Source organism: Undibacterium sp. Xuan67W (assembly GCF_049340165.1).
GTDB lineage: Bacteria > Pseudomonadota > Gammaproteobacteria > Burkholderiales > Burkholderiaceae_D > Undibacterium.
This window is the reverse complement of the sequence record NZ_JBMPPN010000025.1, coordinates 20243-40292: the sequence shown is the minus strand read 5'-3', so window position 1 is coordinate 40292 and position 20050 is coordinate 20243. Positions and strand designations below refer to the sequence as shown.

The following is a 20050-nucleotide window of genomic DNA, read 5'->3' as shown; positions in this document are numbered from 1 at the left end:
TGGCACGAAAAGCTTCCAGCAGCCGCAGCAGTATTGCGGATTAGTCGATAAAAATAGGATTTTTATGCTACAGGTTGATCACATCAATCAATATTACGGATCGTCCCATACCTTGCGCGGTGTCTCGCTGTCGCTGGAAAAAGGACAGTGCCTGACTTTGCTCGGCCGTAATGGTGTCGGCAAAACGACCTTGCTTAAATGCCTGATGGGGGTGTTACCCGTGTCCAGCGGCAGCATCATGCTAGAAGGCCGCGACATCACCAGGCTCAAGCCACATGAGCGGGCTGCCGCTGGTATTGCCTATGTTCCGCAAGGCCGTGAAATTTTTGCCCGACTGACAGTAGAAGAAAATATGCTCATGGGGATGGCTGTCAAATCAGGTCGCAAGGCCTCCGTAATTAAAGACGAAGTGGTTGAATTGTTCCCGGTATTAAAAGAAATGTTGCATCGCCGTGGCGGAGATTTGTCTGGCGGGCAGCAACAGCAACTTGCGATTGCACGTGCTTTGCTGGCTGAACCCAAACTGATTATTTTTGATGAGCCAACGGAAGGAATACAACCATCCATCATTAAGGATATTGAACGTGTTATCCGTCTGTTACGCGAGCGCGGCGATATGGCGATACTCTTATGCGAGCAATATTTTGATTTTGCACGCGCACTGGCAGACCAGTTCATCATTCTTTCACGTGGTGAAGTTGTGGCATCCGGTCTGGCAGATCAAATGGACAGTGAGGACGTGAAGAGGCACTTGGCGGTATAGTTTCAGGATGAATCAGATTGTTGACCCATTTATATCCGGCGTTTCTGTCGGGCCTTTGATCAAAGCCGCGTGTCAGGCCAGACTAACGCTGGGTTTTGTCGATGATGCCGGTACTACACGGCTGGTCGAGCGTAGCCATTTTGGCCCGCTGCGCGTACAAAAACCGCTGTATCCGGAAGCTCCGTCGATTTGCCATGCCATCGTGGTACACCCCCCCGGCGGTGTCGTCGGAGGAGATGAATTACATATCAAAACCAGCGTTGCCTCAGGTGCACACGCCTTTGTTACAACTCCCGGTGCGGCTAAATGGTATAAGGCGAATGGCCATGTTTCGCATCAATTGATTGAGCTCGATATCGCGGCGCAGGCATCGCTGGAATGGTTGCCGCAAGAGACGATTTTTTTTGATGCTGCGCATGTGCGCTTGCAAAACAAAATCAATTTGGCTAAAGATGCAAGCTATATTGGTGCTGACATTCTGTGCTTCGGACGCACCGCCTCTGGCGAATCTTTTCATACCGGAAAAATCACACAGACCAGCGAAATCCGCCGCGAAGGTAAGTTACTCTGGTTTGAGCAGGGCAGTATTGCCGGCGGCTCATCTGCTATGCATAGCCCGCTGGCACTGGCAGGTAACACCGTCAGTGCCAGCCTGATTGCAGTCGGCAAACAATTACCGGCGTCGCTGATCCAGCGTTTGCGCGAAGAGGCGATTGCGTTGACGGGCGACCCTCATGCCGTTGGCGTGACTCAGATGAAGACGGTCGTCGTTGCAAGGTATATGGGGCATTCGAGTGAAATGGCACGTCAGTGGCTGACACGCATGTGGCAAATTGTGCGACCTGAATTGCTGGGGCGTGAAGGCGTGGTGCCGCGGATCTGGAATACCTAGTCGTGGCTATTGCTGAAGCTAATGTGCCTTGTGGCAGTTAAATAACGAAATAGATTGTTGATGGAGTCAGCGATTTTATACTCCTCCACCGCAGGCGTGAGAGGATAGAAGAATAAAGCAAAAAATTTGCAGAAAATTGAAGGAGCAAACATGGAATTAACGCCAAGAGAAAAAGACAAGTTGCTGATTTTTACGGCAGCCTTGCTGGCTGAACGACGTCAAGCACGTGGCTTGAAATTGAATTATCCCGAAGCCGTCGCTCTGATCACTGCCGCCATCATGGAAGGTGCCCGCGACGGAAAAACCGTCGCCGAGCTGATGTCGGATGGCACCAAGATACTGACGCGCGCCGATGTCATGGACGGCATTGCCGAGATGATCCCCGATATTCAGGTAGAAGCGACATTCCCGGACGGCACCAAGCTGGTCACCGTTCATCATCCTATTCCATAGGTGCTCACATGATTCCTGGCGAAATGCTGATTGAAGCAGGCGATATTGAACTCAATGTTGGCCGTGTTACCGCATCTATCGTGGTGGCGAACAGTGGCGACAGACCGATACAGGTTGGTTCCCATTTTCATTTTTTTGAAACAAATCCCGCATTGGAATTTGATCGTAACGGCGCTTACGGCATGCGCCTGAATATCGCCGCAGGGACAGCGGTTCGTTTTGAGCCCGGGCAGAAGCGCACGGTGGAGCTAGTCGCTCTGGCTGGTGATCGTAAAGTATATGGTTTCAATGCTAAGGTGATGGGTGCATTGAGTCAGCCTGAATCTGATCTTCAGCCGACAGCAAGTACTGATCACATCAAGGAGGCCGAATGAGCAAGATCTCACGCCATGCGTATGCAGAAATGTTTGGCCCGACAACCAGCGACCGGATTCGTTTAGCCGATACCGAACTGTTTATTGAAATCGAAAAAGACTTTGCCACTTATGGCGAAGAAGTGAAGTTCGGTGGCGGAAAAGTCATCCGCGATGGTATGGGACAGTCACAGCGTAATTACAAAGACGTAATGGACACGGTCATTACCAATGCAGTGATCCTCGACCATTGGGGCATCGTGAAAGCGGATATAGGACTCAAAGGCGGCAAGATCGCTGCAATAGGCAAAGCGGGCAATCCGGATATCCAGCCGGATGTCACGATGTGCATAGGTGGTGCGACGGAGATCATTGCCGGTGAGGGCATGATCGTTACCGCAGGCGGCATCGATTCGCATATTCATTTCATTTGTCCGCAACAGATAGAAGAAGCCTTGATGAGTGGCGTGACCACCATGCTGGGCGGCGGTACCGGCCCAGCGACGGGCACCGCTGCGACAACCTGTACGCCTGGCCCATGGCACCTGCATTCGATGCTGTCTGCGGCAGATGCTTTTCCGATGAATTTAGGTTTTCTCGGCAAAGGTAATGTGAGCTTGCCGATGCCACTCGAAGAGCAGGTACTGGCGGGAGCCATCGGTTTGAAGCTGCATGAGGACTGGGGTACGACCCCGGCGGCAATTGATAATTGCCTGGCCGTTGCTGATCGTATGGATATCCAGGTCGCGATTCATTCAGATACCTTGAACGAAGCAGGTTTTCTGGAGCACACTCTGGCGGCATTTAAGGATCGTACGATTCATACCTTTCATACTGAAGGAGCCGGTGGCGGCCATGCCCCCGATATTATTGCCGCGGTCGGTCAGGCCAATGTCTTGCCATCGTCGACCAATCCGACACGACCTTATACCGTGAATACCCTCGATGAACATCTGGACATGCTGATGGTCTGCCATCATCTTGATCCCGCCATCGCAGAAGATATCGCTTTTGCCGAATCCCGGATACGCCGCGAGACAATTGCGGCAGAAGATATTTTGCATGACATGGGCGCAATCTCGATGATGTCATCCGATTCGCAAGCGATGGGGCGGGTCGGCGAGGTCATCATGCGTACCTGGCAGACGGCGCATAAGATGAAGACGCAGCGCGGATCACTGGCAGAGGACAATGCCCGCAATGATAATTTCCGTGCAAAACGCTATATCGCTAAATACACAATTAATCCGGCGATTACACACGGCATCTCACACGTAGTAGGTTCGCTAGAGGTCGGCAAGATCGCTGATATCGTGTTGTGGAAACCAGCATTTTTTGGTGTAAAGCCCACGATGATTTTAAAAAGCGGCATGATCGCGGCGGCGCAGATGGGTGATCCGAATGCATCAATCCCGACACCACAACCAGTCCACACTCGCATTATGTTTGGTGCCTATGGCGGCGGATTAAAAACCTCTGTGACCTTCGTCTCACAAGCGGCACTGGATGCCGGTATCGGTGCGCAACTGCAACTGAACAAGCCGCTGATTGCCGTGAAAAATATGCGGCATTTGCGTAAAGCAGACATGATTCATAACGCGGCAACGCCAAAGATGGAAGTCGACTCTGAAACTTATGAAGTACGTGCGAACGGTGAATTATTGGTTTGCGAGCCAGCTAAAATTTTACCGATGGCGCAGCGCTATTTTTTGTTTTAATGATTGCGATTGAAACCCATTTAATAAATTAGAAAACAAATTTAAAATCGAACTTTACAAACTATGCTGACCCTGAACACCAAAGTAGATCAAGCCGACAGCATTGTCGGTGAGCTGGTTCTGCCTTACGAATTACGTGAAAAAAGCCGGCAACGTGCGACCCTGAGTTCCGGTGAGGACGTGGCGGTATTTACTGTGCGCGGTACGGTGCTGCGGCATGGCGATTTGCTGCAAGGGATGACAGAGTCCGGCGAGGTTCAAGTCGTAAAGGTACTGGCCGCCAAAGAAGCGACTTATCGTGTGGACTGCAAGACGCCCCATACCTTGTTGCGCTGCGCGTTTCATCTTGGTAACCGGCATACGCAAGCGCAAGTCGGCGACGAGGCGGGCACGGGATTTTTGCGGATTCGGAAAGACCCTGTGCTGAAAGAAATGCTGGAAGGTCTGGGTGCAATCGTGAGCGAGGAGCAGGCTGCGTTTGAGCCAGAATCCGGTGCCTACGGTGGCGGTCACCATCATCACGGCGACGATCATCACAATCTCTTGGCACCGGTACCTTTGCGGCAGAAGATTCACCGGCCATCCCAGCTTACTACGGACAAGACTTCGTAAACTTGTATGCAATCCGCTTCGCTCCTGCATTTATTTCAGCTTGCCAGTCCTTCATTGCCTATCGGCGCCTACAGCTACTCGCAAGGGCTGGGGGCAGCCATAGAAAATGGTCTCGTCAGGGACGAGGCATCGGCGCGCACCTGGATCGTTGGCGCCTTGCATCATATAGTCGCCCAGTTCGAGGCGCCGATACTCTGGCGTTTGTTAAGCGCATTTTCTGCGCGTGATGCAGGGGCTGTGAGCTTGTGGACCGAGCGCTTTATCGCTGCACGGGATACGGCAGAGTTCCGTGCCGAGACGATACAGATGGGATATTCCTTGTCGAAACTCGCCATCGATTTAAAAATCGCCGATGCGTCATTGCTGGCTATTTTGCAGCAACAGGCCGAAGTACCTCTGCCAACCGCCATGGCGTTTGCTTCCGTTGCGCTGGATATTCCAGCCGATGCCTGCGTGTTAGCTATGCTGTTTTCATGGGCTGAAAATCAGGTACTGGTATGTGTTAAATCGGTACCTTTGGGTCAGGTATCCGGGCAGCGCTTATTGCTCTCGCTACGACCAGAATTGGAGACCGCGGCACTTGTCGCACACACTTTGCCTGATGACGAATTATCGAACTGGTCGCCCGGCTTATCCTTATTGTCCATGCAGCACGAGATCCAGTACAGCCGGCTCTACCGATCGTAAAAAGTACTTTTTAAGGTAACGTATTGTGCTCAACTATTCCATTCGAAAATTATGACAACAACTTCAGTAGCAACTACCTCAAATCCTCTGCGCGTCGGCATCGGCGGTCCGGTTGGCTCGGGCAAAACCGCCTTATGCGAAATGCTGTGCAAAGCCATGCGAGATGATTACGACATGGCCGTCATCACGAACGACATCTACACCAAGGAGGATATGGAAATCCTGTTGCGTGCCGACGCTTTACCCGCCGAGCGTTTGATGGGAGTAGAAACAGGCGGATGTCCGCATACGGCGATTCGTGAAGATGCCTCAATTAATCTTGAGGCAATTGCCCGCATGAGCGCTGAGTTCCCTGATCTGGATTTGATTCTGGTGGAGTCGGGCGGTGATAATCTTGCAGCCACTTTTAGCCCTGAACTATCTGATTTGACGATTTATGTCATTGACGTGGCTGGTGGCGAAAAAATCCCGCGTAAGGGCGGCCCCGGCATTACCCGTTCTGACTTATTGATTATCAATAAAACCGACCTGGCACCGTATGTCGGCGCGAACCTCGATGTCATGGCGCATGATGCAAAAAAAATGCGCGGTGAGCGACCATTTATTTTTACCAATCTGCGCAGCGGTGATGGCGTGCCTCAGGTGATTGAATTTATTTGTAAGCAGGGATTGTTAGATAAATAGTTCTTTTAGAGCGACAGTATGATGTGAGCCATTATTAATGGCAAAAGTGATACAGATTAGGAGTAAATCACTTAATTAATAATTAATAACCCTACTTATTGTAAGGGAAGTGTTATATTAATCGCACCGATCCACTTGATAGTCGACGATTATGCGCACAAACCTCCCAGTTTCGCAGAACGAATATCAGTTTCCTCCAAGTGATAGCCTAGTCAGCGTGACCGATGAAAAAGGGCGCATCACCTACTGTAATCCTGCATTTGTACAAACCAGTGGTTTCCTCCAGCATGAGTTGCTGGGACAGCCACATAACTTGGTACGCCATCCTGATATGCCAGAAGAGGCATTTCGGGATATGTGGGCAACTTTGCAATCGGGTAAGCCATGGACGGGTTTAGTAAAAAATCGACGAAAAAATGGTGACTACTACTGGGTGCGTGCAAACGCAACTCCCATGCGGCACGGGCAAAAAATTACTGGCTTTCTCTCGGTTCGTACAAAACCGACTAAAGAGGAAGTCAATGCGGCTGAAGCTCTTTACAAGCTCATGCGCGATGATGCTAAAGAGGGCCGGCAAGTCTATGGGTTAAAACATGGCAAGGTTATTCGAAAAGACATATTTGGCCTTATTGGTAAAGTCTTCAACATGGGGAAAAAAGCGCGCTTGTTTTTAGTTCAGGCAGCCTATGGCTTACTGGTCTTGCTCGCGGCGATGTATTTTTCCCCGACGATCGCAGCGATTGTCGCGGTAGTACTAGGTCTCTGTCTGACTGTATGGATTGGCTATCTGGTCTCGCTGCCTTTGAACTCTATCCTCAATGATGCTGATCGACTTGCTGCAGGTGATTTGTCGCATCCGGTAGCATTGGGAGCTGGTGGTTTGGCTGGAGAAGTGCAGCAGGCGATACATCAGCTTTCTGTTAATCTTCGCACTGTTGTCGGTGATACTAGGAGGGAGCTGCAGAACGTTCGCAGCACGACTGAGGAAATCGCTGCTGGTAATTTAGATATGTCTGGCAGGACGGAGTCTCAGGCAAGTAGTTTAGAAGAAACCGCGGCCTCGATGGAAGAAATTAACAGTACGGTTGCACAAAGCGCCAGTGCTGCATCACAAGGTTCGACATTGGCCTCGCAGATGACGGATTTAGCTTATCGTAGTCAGGATGCAGTCCAAGCCGTTGTCGTTACGATGGAAGAAATTAGTGGATCTTCACATAAAATCAGTGACATCATTCACATCATCGAAGGGGTTGCCTTTCAGACGAATATTCTCGCTTTAAACGCAGCGGTGGAGGCGGCAAGGGCAGGCGAAGCAGGACGCGGTTTTGCGGTAGTCGCATCCGAGGTGCGAGCGTTAGCACATAGAACAACGGATGCTGCACGAGAGATTAAGCATTTGATCCAGGAATCTAATGAGAAAGTAGACGCTGGTAGTAAACAAAGTGTCGAGGCTAGGCAGAGAATGGATGATGCACTGAAGTCAATCGGAAATGTGCGCACGATGTTAAGCGAAATCAGTAACTCTGCCGCCGAACAACAATCTGGGATTGCGCAGGTTAATGATGCAGTGACCGATCTTGATTCAGTTACACAACAAAACGCAGCGATGGTTGAAGAGCTTGCGGCATCGGCGGAATCCTTAAATGATCAGGTAGATGCCGTACTTGATTCCATGGGGCTATTCCGTTTAACAGACAGTGATATTACCGTCGCACAAAAAGATGCAGTCAATGTGAGAAAAATAGCGAAGTCAGATCAAGAACAAGACCAAAACCAAGACCACAAACATGAAACTAAAAATCACCCTTTGCGACTGAAATAGTTTTAGTGAAAATTAAAAGAGCCCGCACCTCAGTAATTGTGCGGGCTTTTTTAATGTTCTTCCCCAATGTTTGAAGTAAACTAATCGGATTGCAACGAACTTATCTCGCTCCCAGGAGGTTTGGTTGCCTTTTATCTTTCAGGTGGCTGATTTATGTTTATTCCAAAAGGTATGTGCGGTTTTCTTGATCAGCTTCGAATCGTCCTCCCAGTTTCGGTGTGTATGATGGTACTGACGATGGGAAATATCTCATCTGCACAAAGTATCCCGGATACGCTAAACCAACGTTTGAAAGCCTGTACCTCATGCCATGGCAAAGAAGGTAAAGCAGCAAGTGATGGTTATTACCCGCGGATTGCAGGTAAGCCGGATGGCTATTTGCTGAATCAGTTAAAAAACTTTAGAGATGGCAAACGTACTTATCCCTTGATGACCTATATGGTGGGAAATATGTCGGATACTTACCTGCAAGAGATCGCCCATTTTTTCTCCGAGCAGCATCCACCTTATCCTGCGCCTCAGCAGATTGATGTGACGGCAGCGGTCATCGAACGTGGCCGGCAGTTAGTGCAACGCGGCGATCAGTCCAGCAAGTTGCCTGCCTGCATTGCCTGTCATGGAGAGAAAATGACGGGTGTCGCACCGTTTATTCCGGGCTTGCTGGGGTTGCCGCGAGACTATATCAACTCACAATTAGGCGCATGGCAAACAGGTAGCCGTCATGCGCAGGCGCCCGATTGCATGGAGCAGATTGCACGTAAATTGACTCCGCAGGATATCGCTGCCGTGTCAGCATGGTTGGCTTCGCAAACATTGCCAGCTAATCCTGTAGCGATTTCTGCTGGTGAGTTCAAGGCTAAGCGCCCTATGTCCTGCGGCACTATTCCTGAATAAGCGATTGACATGATGAAACGAATTTTTGCAAGTTTATTGTCAATGCTGGCGCTGATTGCATCGGGGATTTTTTGGTACGGCAATCAGTTGGGCTCGCCTTTGCCAGCAGATATGGGAAAGACAGCAGGGACGACTGAGCAAGCTGCGGATCAGAGTGATCAGATTGCCCGCGGCGCTTATCTGGCGCGCGCCGGCAATTGTATGGGCTGCCATACGACCAGAGGGGGTGCTGCCTATGCCGGTGGTCGCTTGATTGCCTCTGAGTTTGGTGATTTCGCTTCACCGAATATCACGCCGGACAAAAAAACAGGTATCGGCAACTGGACTTTTGGAGATTTCTGGAATGCTTTACATAACGGTAAATCGAAGGATGGTCGCTTGTTGTATCCGGCTTTTCCTTATCCTAGCTATACCAAGATTTCACCTGGTGATGCACAAGCGCTCTTTGCTTTTTTTCAGTCGATACCCGCAGTAGAGCGACAGAATCAGTCGCATGCGCTGCGTACACCTTATGATCAGCGCGGCCTGTTGGCATTCTGGCGCGCTTTATATTTTAAGCCCGGACAATATCAGCAACAACCCGCGCAAACTGCTGAATGGAATCGCGGTGCCTACCTGGTGACAGGTCTCGCACATTGCGGCGCCTGCCATACCAGCCGCAATGCGTTGGGCGCCAGTGATCTGAACAACGAGCTAGGCGGTGCTTATATGCCGGTGAGTAACTGGTACGCGCCATCATTGCTGGCGCAGGAGGAGGCTGGAGTTCAGACATGGTCAGCGACACAGCTCAGTCAATTATTGAGAGATGGTATTTCAGCGCAGGCCCATGCATCTGGACCAATGGCAGAAGTCGTTGCCAACAGTCTGCAATACCTGAACGACAGCGACGTACAGGCGATGACGGTATATCTGCAATCTTTGCCGAAAGTGACTAAGCCCAAAGCTGACATACTGGACCAGGCCATTGCTGGGCAGGGGATTGGTAAAGAGGAGATGGAGCGCGTCATGTATCTAGGCGGCGCGCTCTACAAAGCCCATTGTGTCGATTGCCACGGGGACAGCGGGCGCGGTGCGCCACCGGTGTACCCTGCGCTGCAAGGAAATGCGTCTTTGCAAATGACGTCGGTAGCGAATCCGGTGCGCATGGTACTAGCTGGTGGTTTTCCTGCCGCGACTAAAGGTAATCCGCGTCCTTACGGCATGCCACCTTTTGCGCCGACCTTGTCAGATGCCGAGGTCGCTCTGGTCATATCCTATGTCAGAAATTCATGGGGTAATAAAGCGTCGGTGATCGGTGCGTCTGACGTGAACCGGTACCGCACGGCACCTCTCGATTGAAAGGGTATTCACTTCCTTTTCGTTCTTGCATCATTGCCCTTTATAATAAGTCTGTTTAGTCCTTTTTCAATCGGCACAGAAAGGGGCGACTTGGTGATTTCCCCGATTTTGAAACCGGGAAATCTGACCTGACAATGACATCAAGATAACGACTAAAACGGGATTACACAAATTGACATCCGATTCCAGCAGCGCTGAGCAACGCCGTTTGCAAATGGCCGATATTGCCCGTCTAGCCGGAGTCTCTACCTCGACGGTATCGAGAGCACTGAGTGGCAGCTCATTGGTGAATGATGAGACCCGTAAGCGGATCGAGGAATTAGCCCGGTCGCTAAATTACACCATCAACATCGGTGCGCAGAATTTGCGCTTAAAACAAAACCGCACCGTGGCGGTAGTTGTTCCCTATGATTCTGCGACCCGGCAGCATTTATCTGATCCGTTTTTCCTGAGTATGCTGGGCAGCCTTGCTGACGCCTTAACCGATCGCGGGTTCGACATGTTGTTGTCGCGGGTAGACGCAGAGCGCCTCGATTCTGCAGCGCAAATCTATGATACTGGCCGCGTGCTTGGCGTGATTTTAATCGGTCAGTGGCGTCATCATGATCAATTGAATCAACTCGCTGCTCGCCGTGTTCCCATCGTTGTCTGGGGTGCACAATTACCACAGCAATTGTATGTGACCGTCGGTAGCGATAATGTCATGGGCGGATTTTTAGCGACTGAGCACTTGATTCAATCTGGCCGAAAGCATCTGGCTTTTTTTGGTGACACACAATTGCCTGAGGTCGCGCATCGCTACGAAGGTTATTGCAACGCACTGAGTCAACATGGGATCACTCTGGATGAACGGCTGGTAGTTCCTGCTTCATTTATTGAGGAGGGCGGGCGCCTGGCGGTTGAAGAGTTATGCCAGCGTGGCATCGCGTTTGACGGTCTGTTTGCATGTAGTGACTTATTGGCAATGACCGCCATTAATACCTTGAGAGAAAAAGGTTTTCAGACACCTGACGATGTTGCCGTAGTCGGTTACGACGATATTGAGCTGGCACGTTACTTCCATCCTCCTCTTACCACCGTGCGTCAGCCAATTGCACTGGCAGGGCAAGCCTTAGTCGACGCTTTACTGGTATTGGCAGATCAGCGTAATGCGATGCCACAGTTGCTCTCGACCGAACTTATTCCACGCTCAAGCAGCCGTTCCGGCTAGATTTTCTACGTCATTTATATAGTTAATTCAAAAATGCAATCGTTTGCATAGATTTCAAAAATACCCCTGACTTTTGGAAATAAATAGTCCGATTCAGTGGCGTAAAGCATTTTGCATTGCAGCAAAAATATGAGTGGAGCATCTTTCATGTTGCGTGGCTCATACAGAGATGAGCCGTGTAATATTGTGATTTGGGTAGACTATTTGCGGAAAAAAATCACCTGTTTCAACCAGACCAGGTACAGGTAAAACAGTCTTCGCAGAAAGACTTCAATTTAAAAATAGCACGATCAGCTTAAAAATTTCCCCTTTGCATCAGATGTAATTTTATTGCACTGCGTGATTGCAATCGATTGCAAAGAAAAATATTTTGCACGATAATTCACCACACCTACACTACAAAAGATCTTCATCAATGTTTGCCATAAGATGATCGGAGAATCAGGCGAGGATTGCTGGAGGTCTTTTGTCACTGCTTTGCATACGCTGAATCGCCAGCGTCCTGGCAAGCAGAAAAAAAGGTGACGACACCGCCGGAACAAGTGCGCATTGTTTTGGACATAATGAATAAAACGGAGACAGTAATGACATCACAACGCATCAAAATGACACGTATGGCCAGCGTAGTATCGATGGCAATTTTTCAAATGAGTGCTGCCTGGGCACAGGAGGCGGCAACTAGTCAGGATAAAGAGAAAAATTCGTTGAACCTGAATTCCGTGATTGTGACCGGAACACCATTTGGCACCTCCAAGATGAAGGCCAGCGTATCGATCAGTACACTTGATGCTGATCAGATTTCGCAATCTTCTCCGACGAACGCGGCTGAGATTTTACGTGCAGTACCCGGTATTCGTGCCGAGTCATCGGGTGGTGAAGGTAATGCGAACTTGACCGTACGTGGCGTACCTATCTCTGCGGGCGGCGCCCGTTACGTGCAGTTTCAGGAAGATGGTTTGCCGTTATTGCAATTCGGCGATATCGCCTTCGTTACCCCCGATATGTATTTACGTGCAGATGGTGGATTGAGCCATCTAGAGGTAGTACGGGGTGGTACTGCGTCAACGATGGCAACGAATTCACCAGGTGGCATCATTAATTTTTTAAGCAAAAACGGTAGTGAAAAAGGCGGCAGCATCGGCATTACAAAAGGCCTGGATTTCAATCAGACCCGCTATGATTTTGACTACGGTGCAGCGATCTCAGATAAGACACGCTTCTTCATCGGCGGCTTCTACCGCAATGGTGATAGCTCACGCCCGGCAGGGGTAACCGCGGAAGATGGCGGTCAGATCCGCGCCAATATGACGCATCAGCTGGACAATGGTTATGTACGTCTGAGTTTTAAACATCTTGATGATAAGTCGCCGATGAATATGCCGGTTCCAGTCAAAACGGTGAACGGCACGATCTCAGAATTGCCAGGAATCGATCCACGTACTGCGAGTTTTTACTCCCCTTACTGGACGCGCGATATTGTTCTGGATAAAAACAATAATAAGATTTCGACCAATATCAATGATGGCTTACATGTAGTCAATAATGCTTTCGGTGCGGAAGCCTCATTGAAACTGGGTGGCGGCTGGACATTGGATGAAAAATTTCGTAAGTCGACGAATACCGGACGATTCATTTCCATCTTCCCGGCAGATAACGGCACGACTTCAAGTGGGATGACATACGCAACCGGTCCGAATGCTGGTAAGGCTTATACAGGTGCCGCATTTACTGCAACAGTATTCAATACCTCGTTTGACGATCTCGGTAGTACTGTAAATGACATCAAATTATCAAAAGTATTTGATACTGGGAATGGTAAGTTGGCAGCGACTGTCGGCTTATATTCGTCTATACAAAATCTTGGTGTAACGTGGAATTTCAACCAGTATTTACTGCAAGCCAGTGGTGATAAACCAGCTTTGATTAATTCCAGTACGACGATCCCCGGCACCCAAGGTCAGCTCGCTCAGGGAACGGATGTTTTTGGTGGTTGCTGCAATCGCAGTATCGATGCGCAATACAAAACCAATGCGACTTACGCCAATTTGGGCTGGGAAAGCGGTAACTGGAATCTTGACGGCAGCCTACGCTACGATAAACAAGATGCAACCGGTACTTATAATCAGGCAGTCAATCAGGCATATCGTGCCGCGAATGTGAAATTCATCGACTATGGTGTAAATCACACATCCTATTCCCTTGGCGCAAACTATCGGCTGATACGCGACCTGGCATTGTTTGCACGTGTCAGTGAAGGTATTGCATTCAATGCTGACCGCATCATGTTCGGCAATCCGCTGGATGGTACGACACCGATCAGTACCAATATTGTGAAACAGACTGAAGCAGGAGTGAAGTGGAAAACCGGCGATTTCAGTAGCTTTGTGACTTTGTTCCAGGCAAAAACCGCAGAGTCGAATTTTGAGGCGACCACCCAGAAATTCACTGCCAATACCTATGATGCAAAAGGTCTGGAGATTGAGGCAAGTTACCGTATGGATGCGTTCCGCATGACCGGTGGTCTGACTTATACCAATGCGACGATCGTGGGAGCAAATGATAGCTCCGTAATTGGTAAGACACCGCGCCGTCAGGCCAAGTTCGTGTATCAGATTGCACCGACTTATACCATCGGCGATGCGGTTTTTGGCGCTAGTGTGATCGGTACTACCAAGTCCTTTGGTGATGATGGTAATACGCTGACCTTGCCTGGATTTAATGTCTTTAACGCCTTCGTTAATTACCAATTCACAGACCGTGTGCAAGTGTCTCTGAGTGCGAATAATCTTCTCAATACCATTGGTTATACCGAGGTCGAAGGTGATGGACATGCGGCGCGTTCGATCAACGGACGCACAATGCGGGCGACCCTGAAATATAACTTCTGATTTCCTGCTACTCCAGCAGTTTTTAGGCTCTCGTCACATTCACTCCCTGTGGACGAGAGCCATTTTCTTTTTTATGTTTTTAAAGTCTGGTTCTTTTGATGAGTCCGCACGCTATTTTTGATCGTCTTCTTCAATCTCTGGTAGCACAACTGCCCTCAGATCAGCATGTTTTAATTACTTTGCGTTTTCAGAAACAGGCGCCAGTATTGATAGACAAGTTGCGCACTCTGTATCGCAATAAATTCGAGAACGAAACCGGTTTTATCGATTGGCTAGAGCAGATGTTACGTGCAACAGGACGCTTGATTTCTGATCGTCCTTTAGCATTACGCAATCTGGATGTACAGCGTAGTGGCAGCAGGGAATGGTTTTCTTCGCAAAATATGCTGGGTTATTGTGCCTACGTTGATCGTTTTGCCGGAGATCTGGGTGGTGTTGCCGCGCGTATTCCTCATTTGAAAAAATTGGGCGTCACGTACTTGCACCTATTGCCTTTCCTGAAGGCGAGACAGGGTGAGAATGACGGTGGCTTCGCCGTAGCTGATTTTGACGCCATCGAACCAAAACTCGGTACGATGGAAGACCTGCAAGAATTGACGACGCAGCTGAGATCTTCCGGGATTAGTTTGTGTTCAGATTTTATTTTGAATCATGTTGCTGATGATCATCCATGGGCAATGGCTGCAAAGCGAGGAGATGCAAGCTATCGCGATTATTTTTATCACTATCCGGACCGCACTCAACCAGAGATTTTTGAAGCGAGCCTGGGGCAGGTTTTTCCTCAGGTGGCTCCGGGTAATTTTAGTTTTATCCCTGAGATGCAGAAGTGGGTATGGACTACGTTTTATCCGTATCAATGGGATTTGAATTACACCAACCCCGCTGTATTTGCCGATATGACGGTCGCCTTACTACAATTGGCTAACCGTGGTGTAGAAGTATTTCGTCTCGATTCAACGGCTTTTCTCTGGAAGCGTGAAGCAAGCAATTGCATGAATCAGCCCGAAGCGCACTGGATATTGCAAGCCCTGCGCTGCATCGTCGATGTTGCCGCACCAGGTGTTTTGCTTAAGGCAGAAGCAATTGTCCCGACAGCAGAATTACCTGCCTATCTCGGCAGCCAGGATTCCTCGGTAAAAGAGTGTCATCTTGCTTATCACAGCAGCCTGATGGCAGCGAGCTGGGCCGCGCTTGCCGAACAAGATGCCGATCTGCTGCGCGCAGTTATTCAGGCGACACCGTTATTGCCGGAGCAGGCAAGCTGGCTGACCTATGTGCGCTGTCATGATGATATAGGCTGGAATGTGCTACGTCCTGAGGCGAGTCATGGCGTGCAAAATGTGCAGCAGCGTCTATCCTATGTATCCAGATTTTTTTCTGGTGAAGAGGCTAGCTTCGCGCGCGGTGCGAGCTTCCAGGCTAGTGGTCCGGATGCGGTGCATGGTACTGTGGGTATGGCATCTGCACTGGCGGGTCTGGCCAGTGCCAGTACGTCGCTGGAACAGGAATACGCATTGCGACGCACATTATTATTGTATGGACTGACACTGTGCTTTGGCGGCATGCCTTTGATTTATATGGGTGATGAATTTGGACAAATGAATGACGACGATTATCGTCTGCATGCAGGTCATGAAAACGATAGCCGCTGGCTACACCGGCCTCTCTGGAAAACGGAGTTAGAAATGACTGCTCATGACGTCAGTACGATTGCAGGAACCATGTTCCGCAGCTTAAGTCACTTGTTACAGCAACGGCGGTCTCTGCCGCAACTGGCAGCGCATCAGTCGCGTCGTTTGTTGTTGGGTGTGCCGTCTCAGATACTGGCCTTTGCCCGAGGCACAGAGGATGAGGCTTTGCTGTATATGTCAAATTTTTCAGATCAGACGATCACATTAGATTTATTCTCCTGTGTGATGCAAACCGGGCTAAAAGCAGAGCAATGTCTCTGGCGCAACCAGTTAGATCAGAGCATCCATGCTGATACGCTGACTTTGCAGCCCTGGTCGCAAGTCTGGCTGACTAGAGCTACAGATACGGTACAAGAAAAGACGCAGGAAATGCATGCACAGGCGCTGTCGCCAGATAACTCCGGCAAGCCAGAGCTGTCTTCAACTACCAATGGAGTCATCGCGTGAACAACAAATGGAAGCCCGTCCTTATTTTTGGCGAAGCGTTGATCGATGATTTTCCGGGTGAACAAGTAGTGGGAGGAGCGCCGTTGAATGTGGCGCGCACCCTCGCTTATTTTTGTGCTAATCCCCTGATGATTTCGCGGATAGGTAGTGATGCAAATGCGGATCTGATCGTGCATGAGATGCAGCGCTTTGGATTGCAAAAAGACGGCATGCAGATAGATGCTCTGCACCCTACCGGTAAGGTAGAGGTTAGGCAAAATGATGCTGGGAATAAGGCGAATCATCATTTTGATATTTTGCCAGATCAGGCCTACGACTATATTGAGTCCGGTGCAGCTCTGAGCGTCCGCGACAAGCTTTGTCCTGATCATGATGCAGGTTTTATCTATTTTGGAACGCTGGCGCAGCGCATGGAATCTTCACGTAAAGCGCTATACGCATTGCTGGATAATACCCGGGCGATGACTTATCTCGATTTGAATTTACGTGCGATGCAAGTCAGTATGAGTACGATAGAACGTTCTCTGCATGCGGCGGATATCTTGAAAATCAACGAAGAAGAATTGCAGACGTTAGTCAAAATTTATCTGCGTGATACGCAATACGCCACGCTGGATGTGAGTGACAGTGCACAATCCTGGCAGAGCGGCCTATCTTCGCTGATGGCAATGTTTAAGCTGCGCGCAATCCTCGTGACGCTGGGTGCTCGTGGCTATGCGTATTTTGATCGTGACGGTGAGTACCTCAGTAATGGCGACGTCCAGATTGCGACAGAGCTTGTCGATACGGTTGGTGGTGGCGATGCATTCTCTGCGATTTTCTTACTTGGTTTACAGCAAGGCTGGAGCCTGTCACTGACCTTGCAGCGGGCACACCAATTTGCGGCAGCTATTTGTGGTGTGCGCGGAGCTGTCGCAAGTGATATGCAATTTTACGAACAATGGCAGGCCAGATGGACGGCAGAGTCAGTGGAAAAAAATACTGGCAAGGGAGCCATCGCATGAATCAGATAAACAGTCAGCAGAGTTTTGGCGGTGTTGTGAAAGCTAAACCTGGCTTATCTTTCTGGCAGATTTTGAATATGAACTTCGGGTTCTTTGGTATTCAATTCAGCTTTGGTTTGCAACAAAGCAGTATGAGCCCGATTTATGCCTATCTCGGTGCTGATGAGGCCAGCTTGCCGTATCTGTGGCTCGCCGGACCAGTGACCGGTCTGATCGTGCAACCTCTGATTGGTGCGATGAGTGACCGCACGGTGACGCGTTGGGGGCGACGCACGCCATATTTTTTGGTCGGCGCACTGCTGTGCAGTCTGGGTTTGTTATTGATGCCGTTTAGTCCGACTTTGTGGATGGCCGCCAGTTTGCTATGGATACTTGATGCCGCTAACAACGTGACGATGGAGCCGTATCGCGCGTTTGTCAGCGACAAGCTTGATAAAAGCCAGCATTCGATCGGCTTTCTGACGCAGAGCGCATTTACCGGACTGGGGCAGACACTCGCGTACCTGACGCCGTCGATTCTTGTCCTGCTAGGGATGAGTCGCGATGCAGTAAATGACAATCATATTCCGCATATTGTGATCGCTGCATTTTTGATTGGTGCCGTGTTTTCTATCGCCTCGATTTTATGGACACTGAAAACCTCACCTGAAATTCCTTTAAGTCAAAGTGAGATCAAGGTCTTGCAAAACAAGCCTGGCGGCTGGCGCGCGACGCTGACAGAAGTAGTGCTGGCGATGAAGGAAATGCCGCCGACCATGCGCCAGTTAGCGCTGGTCAAATTGTTTCAGTGGTATGCCATGTTCTGCTACTGGCAATACATCATGCTGTCACTGGGACGGACGATTTTTGGCACCAGCGATCCAAGTTCTCAGGGATTTCGTGAGGCGGGATTGTTGAATGGACAGATTGGTGCCTTTTATAATTTCATCGCGTTTGTCGCAGCGTTTGCCCTGGTACCATTTACCCGTCACTACGGGCCGAAGCTCACACACGCGGTGTGCTTGACACTGGCAGGTCTGGGAATGCTGAGTATTCCCGGGATTCATACACCTGCTTTATTATTTATCCCGATGATCGGTATTGGCATGGCGTGGGCTAGCATCATGGGTAATCCCTATGTGATGCTGGCGGGTAGCATCCCAGCAGAGCGCACCGGGGTGTATATGGGAATCTTCAATATGTTTATCGTGATTCCCATGATTATTCAGATTGTTACTTTGCCCTTGTATTATCAGCGCTGGCTGGGTGGTAATCCTGAAAACGTGATTCGCTTAGCCGGTGTTCTGCTCATCTGCGCTGCGTGTTCGGTCGGCTTTGTGAAGTTGCAAGCTGACGCTGGCAAAGAGACTTCAGCATAGCGGCGGCATAGTGGTAGTAAGGCGGCAGTAAAGTAGCAGTACATCGTGTTTCCGCACGCCGCAGTATTCTTGATTGCTATTGCAATGACCACTGTAATGGTTTGCCATTCTTATCGGTAACCGTGGTCATTTCTTTATACACACGTGCCTGGATCGCATCAGGCAGGCGCACCAGATCGACGTTGTTGACCAAATGATCGCCGTTTAAAAATCCCCAGGAAAAGAACTTCAGCAATGCAATCGTCTTTTCTGGCGTAGCAGACACCTGAGGCACAATCACAAAAGTTCCCATCGTGATTGGCCAGACGTTGGGACCAGGCTTATCGGTCAGCATTTCGTCAAAACTGGCCTTGCTCTTCCACTGACTCGCCGTCAACGCCGCAGCGAAACTCTCCGCTGAGGGCGGCAAAAATTTACCATCGCGATTTTTCAATTGCACAGCGGTCAATTTATCCTGCAAAACATAGTTGTAATCGATATAGCTGATGGCATAGGGTGTTTTTTTGATGCCAGCCACAATACCGCTACTTCCTTTGATCTGCGTCAAGTCCTTATGCCATGCGATGGTAAAGTTTTTGCTGTAGGCTATTTTCCAGTCTGCGCTGACTTTACTCAAATAATCTGTGTAGTTATAGGTTGTACCAGAGCCGTCCTGACGTACGATGACTTCGATGTTTTTCGCTGGCAGATTGATTGCCGGATTGATGGCAGCGATCGTCGCGTCATTCCACATGGTGATTTTTCGTGAAAAAATCGCGGCGAGGATGTCACCCGTCAGTTTCAGATCCCCTGATTTAATGCCGGGCAAATTCACGACAGGTACCACCCCCGAGATCGCGGAGGGAAATTGAATCAATTTTTCTTTTTTAAGGTCGGCGGTGCTCATTGCGACGTCACTAGCACCGAAATCAATCTCTCTGGCTTTAATCTGTTTAATCCCGCCGGATGAACCGACGGGTTTGTAATCAAGCGTATCGGCTGATTTCTTGGTATAGGCCTGAGCCCAGATATTGTAAAGCGGCGCTGCTGCAGAGGAACCTGCGCCATTCAGGGTAGCGGCGCTGGTGGTGACAGATGGCGCAGACAACAAGAGGGATAGCCCGATGGCAGGCGTAATACGATAGAGAGATTTCATGGTGTTCAGGGAGCTGGTAAGAGGTGTTCAGTAACGCGGATCGGTGAAGTAAAGCAGGATTGCAATCAACAACAAACCGTATTATCTCGTAAATTCAGAAT

At 49.6% G+C, this 20050-nt stretch carries 17 protein-coding genes; 16 read left to right on the top strand and 1 reads right to left on the bottom strand.

Annotated elements, in window-relative coordinates:
* Window positions 1–64 precede the first annotated feature (64 nt).
* The 16 genes from urtE to ACO0LE_RS17745 all read left to right on the top strand — a co-directional run bounded on the left by urtE (window position 65) and on the right by ACO0LE_RS17745 (window position 18814).
* Entirely contained in the window at window positions 65–763 is a 699-nt protein-coding gene (gene urtE, locus ACO0LE_RS17820; protein ID WP_422957142.1) for an urea ABC transporter ATP-binding subunit UrtE, read from the top strand.
* 7 nt (window positions 764–770) lie between these two features.
* A complete protein-coding gene (locus ACO0LE_RS17815) occupies window positions 771–1655 on the top strand; it encodes an urease accessory protein UreD (RefSeq protein ID WP_422961684.1) in 885 nt (294 codons plus the stop codon).
* Window positions 1656–1805: 150 nt separating this feature from the next.
* Window positions 1806–2108: an urease subunit gamma gene (locus tag ACO0LE_RS17810; protein ID WP_422957144.1), complete on the top strand. Its 303-nt coding sequence runs from the start codon at window positions 1806–1808 to the stop codon at window positions 2106–2108.
* 8 nt (window positions 2109–2116) lie between these two features.
* A complete protein-coding gene (locus tag ACO0LE_RS17805; RefSeq protein WP_422961683.1) occupies window positions 2117–2482 on the top strand; it encodes an urease subunit beta in 366 nt (121 codons plus the stop codon).
* Window positions 2479–4179 (top strand): urease subunit alpha, encoded by a 1701-nt coding sequence (ureC, locus tag ACO0LE_RS17800; protein ID WP_422961682.1) that lies wholly within the window; start codon window positions 2479–2481, stop codon window positions 4177–4179. The genes ACO0LE_RS17805 and ureC overlap by 4 nt, the downstream gene beginning before the upstream one ends.
* A gap of 63 nt (window positions 4180–4242) precedes the next feature.
* On the top strand, window positions 4243–4791 hold the full coding sequence (gene ureE / locus ACO0LE_RS17795) for an urease accessory protein UreE (protein ID WP_422961681.1): 549 nt from the start codon (window positions 4243–4245) through the stop codon (window positions 4789–4791).
* A gap of 6 nt (window positions 4792–4797) precedes the next feature.
* Window positions 4798–5478: an urease accessory protein UreF gene (locus tag ACO0LE_RS17790; protein WP_422961680.1), complete on the top strand. Its 681-nt coding sequence runs from the start codon at window positions 4798–4800 to the stop codon at window positions 5476–5478.
* Window positions 5479–5529: 51 nt separating this feature from the next.
* Window positions 5530–6162: an urease accessory protein UreG gene (ureG, locus tag ACO0LE_RS17785; protein WP_422961679.1), complete on the top strand. Its 633-nt coding sequence runs from the start codon at window positions 5530–5532 to the stop codon at window positions 6160–6162.
* Window positions 6163–6313: 151 nt separating this feature from the next.
* Window positions 6314–7984, top strand: coding sequence for a methyl-accepting chemotaxis protein (locus tag ACO0LE_RS17780; RefSeq protein ID WP_422961678.1), 1671 nt, complete (start codon window positions 6314–6316; stop codon window positions 7982–7984).
* A 153-nt stretch (window positions 7985–8137) separates the two neighbouring features.
* Window positions 8138–8878, top strand: coding sequence for a c-type cytochrome (locus tag ACO0LE_RS17775; RefSeq protein ID WP_422961677.1), 741 nt, complete (start codon window positions 8138–8140; stop codon window positions 8876–8878).
* Between the two features lie 12 nt (window positions 8879–8890).
* On the top strand, window positions 8891–10216 hold the full coding sequence (locus ACO0LE_RS17770) for a c-type cytochrome (RefSeq protein WP_422961676.1): 1326 nt from the start codon (window positions 8891–8893) through the stop codon (window positions 10214–10216).
* Between the two features lie 172 nt (window positions 10217–10388).
* Complete coding sequence (locus ACO0LE_RS17765) at window positions 10389–11426, top strand: LacI family DNA-binding transcriptional regulator (RefSeq protein WP_422961675.1); 1038 nt, start codon at window positions 10389–10391, stop codon at window positions 11424–11426.
* 584 nt (window positions 11427–12010) lie between these two features.
* Window positions 12011–14314: a TonB-dependent receptor domain-containing protein gene (locus ACO0LE_RS17760; protein ID WP_422961674.1), complete on the top strand. Its 2304-nt coding sequence runs from the start codon at window positions 12011–12013 to the stop codon at window positions 14312–14314.
* A gap of 98 nt (window positions 14315–14412) precedes the next feature.
* Window positions 14413–16452, top strand: coding sequence for an alpha-amylase family glycosyl hydrolase (locus tag ACO0LE_RS17755; protein WP_422961673.1), 2040 nt, complete (start codon window positions 14413–14415; stop codon window positions 16450–16452).
* On the top strand, window positions 16449–17456 hold the full coding sequence (locus ACO0LE_RS17750; RefSeq protein WP_422961672.1) for a PfkB family carbohydrate kinase: 1008 nt from the start codon (window positions 16449–16451) through the stop codon (window positions 17454–17456). The genes ACO0LE_RS17755 and ACO0LE_RS17750 overlap by 4 nt, the downstream gene beginning before the upstream one ends.
* On the top strand, window positions 17453–18814 hold the full coding sequence (locus tag ACO0LE_RS17745) for an MFS transporter (protein ID WP_422961671.1): 1362 nt from the start codon (window positions 17453–17455) through the stop codon (window positions 18812–18814). Before ACO0LE_RS17750 ends, ACO0LE_RS17745 begins: the two co-directional genes overlap by 4 nt.
* A 76-nt stretch (window positions 18815–18890) precedes the next feature.
* Here ACO0LE_RS17745 and pstS read toward each other — a convergent pair whose 3' ends face one another.
* The gene (pstS, locus tag ACO0LE_RS17740) at window positions 18891–19949 is read right to left on the bottom strand and encodes a phosphate ABC transporter substrate-binding protein PstS (RefSeq protein WP_422961670.1); all 1059 of its coding nucleotides are present in this window, start codon (window positions 19947–19949) and stop codon (window positions 18891–18893) included.
* Between the last annotated feature and the right edge of the window lie 101 nt (window positions 19950–20050).

What these genes read in the sequence shown, in the direction of transcription:
- urtE (WP_422957142.1), top strand. Translation starts at nt 65, where the DNA reads ATGCTACAGGTTGATCACATCAATCAATATTACGGATCGTCCCATACC.
- ACO0LE_RS17815 (WP_422961684.1), top strand. Translation starts at nt 771, where the DNA reads ATGAATCAGATTGTTGACCCATTTATATCCGGCGTTTCTGTCGGGCCT.
- ACO0LE_RS17810 (WP_422957144.1), top strand. Translation starts at nt 1,806, where the DNA reads ATGGAATTAACGCCAAGAGAAAAAGACAAGTTGCTGATTTTTACGGCA.
- ACO0LE_RS17805 (WP_422961683.1), top strand. Translation starts at nt 2,117, where the DNA reads ATGATTCCTGGCGAAATGCTGATTGAAGCAGGCGATATTGAACTCAAT.
- ureC (WP_422961682.1), top strand. Translation starts at nt 2,479, where the DNA reads ATGAGCAAGATCTCACGCCATGCGTATGCAGAAATGTTTGGCCCGACA.
- ureE (WP_422961681.1), top strand. Translation starts at nt 4,243, where the DNA reads ATGCTGACCCTGAACACCAAAGTAGATCAAGCCGACAGCATTGTCGGT.
- ACO0LE_RS17790 (WP_422961680.1), top strand. Translation starts at nt 4,798, where the DNA reads ATGCAATCCGCTTCGCTCCTGCATTTATTTCAGCTTGCCAGTCCTTCA.
- ureG (WP_422961679.1), top strand. Translation starts at nt 5,530, where the DNA reads ATGACAACAACTTCAGTAGCAACTACCTCAAATCCTCTGCGCGTCGGC.
- ACO0LE_RS17780 (WP_422961678.1), top strand. Translation starts at nt 6,314, where the DNA reads ATGCGCACAAACCTCCCAGTTTCGCAGAACGAATATCAGTTTCCTCCA.
- ACO0LE_RS17775 (WP_422961677.1), top strand. Translation starts at nt 8,138, where the DNA reads ATGTTTATTCCAAAAGGTATGTGCGGTTTTCTTGATCAGCTTCGAATC.
- ACO0LE_RS17770 (WP_422961676.1), top strand. Translation starts at nt 8,891, where the DNA reads ATGAAACGAATTTTTGCAAGTTTATTGTCAATGCTGGCGCTGATTGCA.
- ACO0LE_RS17760 (WP_422961674.1), top strand. Translation starts at nt 12,011, where the DNA reads ATGACATCACAACGCATCAAAATGACACGTATGGCCAGCGTAGTATCG.
- ACO0LE_RS17755 (WP_422961673.1), top strand. Translation starts at nt 14,413, where the DNA reads ATGAGTCCGCACGCTATTTTTGATCGTCTTCTTCAATCTCTGGTAGCA.
- ACO0LE_RS17745 (WP_422961671.1), top strand. Translation starts at nt 17,453, where the DNA reads ATGAATCAGATAAACAGTCAGCAGAGTTTTGGCGGTGTTGTGAAAGCT.
- pstS (WP_422961670.1), bottom strand. Translation starts at nt 19,949, where the DNA reads ATGAAATCTCTCTATCGTATTACGCCTGCCATCGGGCTATCCCTCTTG.